Below are 6000 nucleotides of genomic sequence, written 5' to 3'. Positions count from 1 at the left end.
GGTTTTTAGTGTTGAAGAGGGGGATTCTTTATCCCCGAGACTACTATGAACATAATTTGAATCGGTAGGATCAAAATAAAACTTTCGCCACCAAGGGTCATCAAGATTATCATTTTTTAAACGAGAAGCTGTTGATTTTCCTAAATAAAACCCCTCATCGGTCACAATAATATCAAAAAAAGAAGAGTAGTAACCGGGATGATCAGTATTACCACCAAACCCCCCATTTGTGGGCCTAAAGTTTTCTCCACCATCTAAAGTGACAAGAATAGCGTTAACACAGCCCCATTTAGTGCCTGCACATTGATCTGTTTTTCGACTCAGTACCGCAGGGAAAATTAAAGCATCATCGCGCTCGGTTGCCCAGATTAGACGACCTTGGTATAAGCAAGCTGATCCATATAATATTTCTTGATGGATATTATTTTTTGTATTGTTGTAATACGTGATCCCTTCTCGCCTTTCATTATATTTTTCTAAGGTAAAAAAGCGATGGTCATCAATACGGTAAATGACGGTGGGAGGGCCATAACTTTTAATTTCTTCGTCAATTAAACGTTGTTGTTCGGCTCTATCTTGCTCCGCTTTAATCGCGGCTTTTTCTTTTAATGATAAACAGCCGGTTAATGATGAAAATGATAAAAGTAAAATAAAAAAGTAGGGTAATTTATATTTCATTATTCACCTTCTCCATAAGGTAATAATTTAATTAAAATGTCGTTTATTGCATTAGAATTTATACGAGTTGTTTTACCTTCGGAGTCAGAAATGCCTTTTATAATTTCTCCACTCGGTAATGTAATTTGATAACGCTGATTAGCTATCGGTTCTCCTGAAAGTGGGTTTTTAATAACAAACCATTCACTAAATTCCTCTGATGAAAAAGATTTCATGGCACTTTCTACACTTTGTGGGCCTAATTTTTGAATACCATTATTTTTAATTAATAACTTTCCAGGTCCACCAATTTCTACATCTCCATCTTTAATTCGTATATATCCGCCACCACAAGATAAGATGAGTTCCTCTTGAGCTGACAACACCATTTTTTTACCACTACTTATGACCGAATCTTGTGTAGACCATGTTGATAGACGACCGTCTTGTGCCTGAATTTCTATATCACCTGTTTTGGCAAAGATTTTTGCTCCCATTCTGGAAAAGAAGCTCATCATTTCACCAGCTGCTAAAGTGAATTTTTTAAAAGCTCCAATATCAACTTGCTGGTTTGCTGTTAGTGTTAGATTTTCTTCAGCAGACAGTTGTAAATTATCACCACTAGTTAGTGCTATTCCGTCAGGCGCAGTGGCTAATAGCACTGATTTTTTTAATTGGATTAATTTTTTTTCTAGACTTTCTTGCTGTTGCTGGATATTAGCAGCGAGAGCACTAGCATGTTCTGCACTTTGGGTTAAGGTTTGCATTTCTATTAATGCAGTCGTGAGTTGTGAATGCGCCTCCTCCATTGCCAGCACTTCACCACCTGCTTTGGCTTGATTATCTGCACTAATAAATAACCCTTTACCAGCTCTTATAGCTCCCCAACTATCGGTGCGTAATTCAAAACCTTCGCCTCGTTTATCACGGTTAGCATCGACAATATGACCTAAATTTAATTGTGATTTACCGCCATATTCAGTGCTGATTTTAATATGTTCTTCACCGCGTTTATCTTCCATACGTAGCTTATTATTAGCCGGTGTACGAATAACATTTCGGGTATTATTTTTGTCGGTTACATGGTCTGGACGACGCGAATCATGAAGCGCATGGGCGATATAAGGTCGGTCTGGGTCGCCTTCATGAAAGGCGATAGCAACTTCTGTGCCTTGAATTAATGGAAAATGCACCCCATAGGTATCGCCGGCATAAGGTTTTGCCAAACGTACTGGCATACTTTCATAACCCATCGGTTTTTCATCACGGTCAGCATCAAATTTTACCCAATAAAAGCCATCTTCATTTTGATGCGCATAAATATCGTTATCTTTAGCACTGGTAATACGTGCAGTGAGTGTACCTGTGATAATTGGGCGAGGTTTAACGGCCGGGCGCCAGCAAAGGGTTTCACTGTAAGGAATCGCATTAAATCGGACTTGCAACGCTTTTTCTCGACCACCACTAAAACGTAGACGAGTGATTAAAATTGGTGATTGAAACACAGACGGTAATGATGAAGGTATTGCGTTATCAGTGATAGAAAGCACTTGTAGCGGTGATAAAGAATCTGCATTACTTTCGCCTTTTAAGCGCGTTTGACGAGTTAAAAAACGCTCATGATCAAGCCGAGCCCAAAAGTTTGCGGTTTCTGCTTCTGGATTGAGTTTATCACCGCGAGAAAGATGTCTAGCCTGATAGTGATAAACTTCACCATAATGTATCTCCTCACCTTCACCACGAGTCATATCCGTTACTGCTGAAATCAAGGTGTCTTGAGCTTGCCGATGGTTGTAATCTTTGGTTAGTACATTTTGCTCAACCACTTGATGATGTAATGATAATCCCCACACACTTTCTTGGTGATTATCATTCATGCCTGATGGGCTATTTAAAGGCAGAGTTTTATCAAAGGTATAAGCACTTTGGCGATCGGCAAAACGAATAACTTCGGTTTGGGTTTGATCTTGTAAATAAAAAGAGTAAAAAATACCAACTTCACTTAATAGTCGTTCGATAAACTGACGATCACTTTCATTATATTGGTTGATTTGTTCGCGTTTGGGATATTCATTTTTAAGTGTAAATTCAAATTCCCAATCTTTAAAATTATGCTCACGTAAAATTTGATTAACGACATCAGGAACAGACTGATTAAGGAAAAAACGATGAGAACGTATCTGATGACGTAATAAGGCAAAAACAGGCTCAATGACGAGTTGATAACGGGCTTCATCAACCGAGCCTGATAGACGCCGAAATTGTGTGATAACGCCATGAACTTGTTTAGTGATGGGCTCTTGGTCGATTAAATCCACCATACTATTGATGGGTGGCGTAAAGGATAATGTTGCACTACGACGTAACAGTTGTTGCGGTTGTAAATCCTGAGCTTGGCAAGTAAAGGTAATTTGATAATGATAGGTATCGCTAATTGCTTCACGACCCGTGAAATGTTCAACATCAAATAAAACATCACAACCTTGCACATTAAGATGGTAGCGATTTTGTCCAATCAGTGTATTTTTTACGAGATCAATTATGCTCATTCTTCAATCTCCTGTTGTTTATCTAATACCTGTTTTTTTGTTGGCCACTCATCACTAAAACTCAACGTAATACCTTCTTCTTCATTAAAACCTAAAATGACATACTGTGATTTCTCTGCACTGGCTTGGCGTAATAGTAACTGTTGACTCAATATAGGCAGAATTTGTTGATTAAGCAGACTATCGATATTTCGAGCGCCAGAGTCTGGTAATAAACAGGCATCAACAATGGTATCGTAGAGTGTTTCTTCAACAATACCGGTTAATCGATAGTGGGTATAAAGCCGTTTAATGACACTGTTTAACTTCATCTCAACAATAGTACGTAATGCAATGGCATCAAGAGGGCGATAAATTAATGTTTGGAAGCGTGCCAGTAGTGCAGGTTGGAAATGTTCACGCAAAATAGGGCGAAGCGTTTCTTGTAAATCGCTATCGGTGCTTAATGGCGACTCTTCAAGTTGTTGCATTAAATAATCACTGCCTAAATTTGCGGTCATTAAAATAACTGTGTTGCGAAAATCAATTTCACGCCCCTCACCATCACGCATAAAGCCTCTATCAAACACTTGATAGAACAGGTTTAATACATCACGATGTGCTTTTTCAACTTCATCAAGTAATACAATACTATAAGGGCGTTTTCTGACTGCTTCCGTTAATACACCACCTTGACCGTATCCGACATAACCTGGAGGAGAACCTTTTAATTGACTAACCGTGTGGGCTTCTTGATATTCAGACATGTTAATTGTGATTAACGATTTTTGGCCACCAAACAGACATTCCGCCAGTGCAAGTGCGGTTTCTGTTTTACCAACGCCACTAGGACCCACTAATAAAAAGACACCTTGAGGTCCATTTTCAGAAACTAATCCGGTTCTTGATGCTCGTAAACGCTGAGCTAACGCTAACAATGCGTTGTCTTGTCCTACAACGTATTTTGATAAGTTACTTTCTAACTCTAATAAGCCAATTTGCTCATCTTTAAGTAGGCTTGAAAGCGGAACGCCTGTCCAATCAGCAATAACTGTTGCTACCGTACAAACATCAACATCGGGATTTAATAACGGAGCGTCTTGTTGTAATTGAATAAGTTGTTGCTGAAGTTGTGCTGAAAGCTCTGCATTTTCAGGATTTTGTCTGCTGTCAATTAACTGACAAATAATCTCTTTTTCTTGTTCAAAGCGTTGTTCTAGTGTTTCGAGTTGAAGTGCTAATTGGGCATCTTGAGAAGATAAATCAGATAATTTTGTTTGATTAGTTAAATTACCAATAGTGATGTCATCGAGTATCGCTTTTTGTTCTAGTTCTAGCGCGTAACGTTTGGCTTTAATTCGGGTAAGCTCTTCAGGTAATGTATCTAAACTCATGCGAATTCTTGCACTTGCTGTATCAAGTAGATCCACCGCTTTATCGGGAAGTTGCCTACCTGTTAAATAACGACGTGATAACGTTACAGCAGCTTTTACGGCATCATCGGTAATATGTACACCATGATATTTTGCATAACGCGATTTAAGCCCTCGTAGCATTAAAAAGGCTTTTTCATCATCGGGTTCATCAACTTTTACGATTTGAAAACGGCGTTCTAATGCGGCATCACGTTCAAAAAATTGTTTGTATTCCGACCAAGTGGTCGCTGCGATTGTGCGTAATTCACCACGTGCTAATGCTGGTTTTAATAAGTTAGCGGCATCTGCGCCACCAGCTTGGTTACCGGCACCAATAATGGTATGCGCTTCATCAATAAAAAGTAGAATTGGTGTAGGTGATTGTTGAACAGCATCAATAACATTTTTGAGTCGTTGTTCAAATTCGCCTTTGACTCCCGCTCCTGCTTGTAAGAGGCCTAAATCCAGAGTACGTAATGAGGTGGTTTGTAAACTGATAGGGACATTTTTTTCAGCAATTCGCAGTGCAAGCCCTTCAACAAGTGCTGTTTTGCCTACACCTGGCTCACCAACAAGAATAGGGTTGTTTTTACGACGACGAGAGAGAATATCGACCATTTGACGAATTTCATCGTCACGACCAAATACAGGATCAATCTCACCAAGACGCGCTTTCTCAGTGACATCAATCGTGAACTTATTTAATACAGCGAGTAACGCTTCACTTAATGTATGACCAATAATGGCGTTGTCAGGGGAAGTTGAAGGTTGATCGTTATTTTCGTGGTCTAGGTTATTTTCAGTCGTATGATTATGCACTGCAATTTGTTGAACTTCAGGTCTTTCATCTGATTGGGCATCAAGTAAAGGTCTTAATCGTTGTAGTTGTGTTTCACCTAATGTCATTAAAGGCCAGAGTGCATCTAATTGTACTAATGTTGGATGGCGAGTCATTGTCGTAAGTAAATGGACACTACGAATTTGCTCGATATCTTCATCAAGAGAAGCAATTACCCAGGCATTCTTAATCAGTTCTAATAAAGGCTTGGATAATTGAGGTCGGCTATATACAGAGCGGGGTAATTTATCAATTGCGTCAAGTAAGTCTTGCCAGAGTGCGGATAAATCCCATTCATAGCGACGAGCTAACACAGTGATATCGCTTTCACCTAGCTCTAGAATTTTTAATAACCAGTGTTCAATAGTGACTTCTGCATGGGCGCGGGTTTGGCATAATGATGCTGCCGCTTCCAGCGCTTTTGCACAATAAGGATTTAATCGACGCAATAGCATGACAGATTGATTTTCCATGTTTTCTCCCAGTAATGAAGTCCCTATTGAGGGAATTTAGGTACGCTACCGCCCTTAGCCATAGACCGAGGCTCATAAGGTCATACTCG

General features: G+C 39.5%; 3 protein-coding genes. All 3 read right to left on the bottom strand.

Features of this window, described 5'->3' with window-relative positions; genetic code table 11:
* A partial coding sequence (locus DK858_RS08180) for a T6SS immunity protein Tli3 family protein (protein WP_458368151.1) occupies positions 1-678 on the bottom strand: 678 nt, incomplete at its 3' end.
* Complete coding sequence (locus DK858_RS08175; RefSeq protein ID WP_109396979.1) at positions 678-3206, bottom strand: type VI secretion system Vgr family protein; 2529 nt, start codon at positions 3204-3206, stop codon at positions 678-680. The genes DK858_RS08175 and DK858_RS08180, both read right to left, overlap by 1 nt.
* Entirely contained in the window at positions 3203-5911 is a 2709-nt protein-coding gene (tssH, locus tag DK858_RS08170; protein WP_109396978.1) for a type VI secretion system ATPase TssH, read from the bottom strand. The genes DK858_RS08175 and tssH overlap by 4 nt, the downstream gene beginning before the upstream one ends.
* Between the last annotated feature and the right edge of the window lie 89 nt (positions 5912-6000).

The sequence above is a fragment of the Proteus faecis genome (assembly GCF_003144395.1).
Lineage (GTDB): Bacteria > Pseudomonadota > Gammaproteobacteria > Enterobacterales > Enterobacteriaceae > Proteus > Proteus faecis.
The sequence above is the reverse complement of the archived record's forward strand: the minus strand, read 5'-3'. Positions and strand labels throughout refer to the sequence as shown.